This is a genomic window from Paraburkholderia sediminicola (assembly GCF_046027355.1).
Lineage (GTDB): Bacteria > Pseudomonadota > Gammaproteobacteria > Burkholderiales > Burkholderiaceae > Paraburkholderia > Paraburkholderia sediminicola_B.
Window position 1 is genome coordinate 1 of the sequence record NZ_JAQQEK010000117.1, and the last position, 1,150, is coordinate 1,150.

Sequence of the window (1,150 nt, forward strand, 5' to 3'; positions counted from 1 at the left end):
CTTAGAACCTGGGCCTGTTAAACCGTCACGTCAGTTCGCACGGGAACATGGCTAACCTGGTAGACCTGCTTGCGTATTAGCAAGGCCCACGCCGTTCGGGCGTTCTTTGCTGCAAGCGCGACGGCAGCGATGTTTTTGTGCCGGCGTCGACATAGTTTCATGACCCACGAATCGTTCATTTCAGGCTTATTGGCTGCCATACGAATAACAGCGCGAGCGCCGTGAATCAGAAGTGTTCGTAGTGCTGTATCACCACGCTTGCTGATGCCCAGCAAACGTGGCTTGCCACCCGAGGAGTGCTGCCGCGGGACCAGACCCAGCCATGCAGCGAGTTCGCGGCCGTCCCGAAAGGCTCGGGGGTTGCCGATTGAGGCTGCCAGCGCGGAAGCGGTGAGCGGCCCGACTCCGGGTATTGTTTCGAGAAGTTGCCCGGCCTCATCCGTACGATGCATCGCGCGGATGCGTCCCTCCAGTTCAGCTGCCTTGTTGCCCAGTTCGCGTAAGTGCTCCACAAGTAACTGGATCAAGGTCCGGAACTGTTCACAAAGCTCATGCTCGCGATTAGAAACGGCTTCGATGACCCTTTGTCCGAGCAGCCGGATGCCTTGCGGCAGAACAATACCGAACTCGCTGAGCAACCCGCGAATCTGATTGGCCAATGCCGTACGGGATTTAACCAGCCCGGCGCGTGCCCGGTGCAGTGAAAGCATCGTCTGTTGCGCCTGCGTCTTGATCGGCACAAAGCGCATGTGCGGTCGATTTACCGCCTCACAGATTGCCTCAGCATCGGCCGCATCGGTCTTGTTGCTCTTTACGTAAGGTCGAACGAACTGCGGGGCAATCAGGCACACCGTGTGTCCGAGCTTCGTGAGTTCCCGCCCCCAATAGTGCGACGACCCGCAGGCCTCCATGCCGACCACGCACGGCTCAAGCTTCGCGAAAAACGCCAGCACGTCAGCGCGGCGCAGTTGCCTGCGTACGACAATATGTCCCTGCGAATCCACTCCATGAACCTGGAATAGAGTCTTTGCAAGGTCCAGTCCGACAGTGGCTATCTTCATGATGAACGCTCCTTTGCCGTGGAAGTCACGACTTCTCCACTTTGGCATATGCCGAGCCCCGAAGGGCGGGAGTCGTCCATCACATCAGA

The 1,150-nt window shown here is 58.3% G+C and carries 1 protein-coding gene; it reads right to left on the bottom strand.

Annotated features, from left to right (window positions below; all coding sequences use genetic code 11):
• Positions 1–17 precede the first annotated feature (17 nt).
• Positions 18–1,061, bottom strand: coding sequence for an IS110 family RNA-guided transposase (locus PQR42_RS45525; RefSeq protein WP_408260621.1), 1,044 nt, complete (start codon positions 1,059–1,061; stop codon positions 18–20).
• Positions 1,062–1,150: the final 89 nt, after the last annotated feature.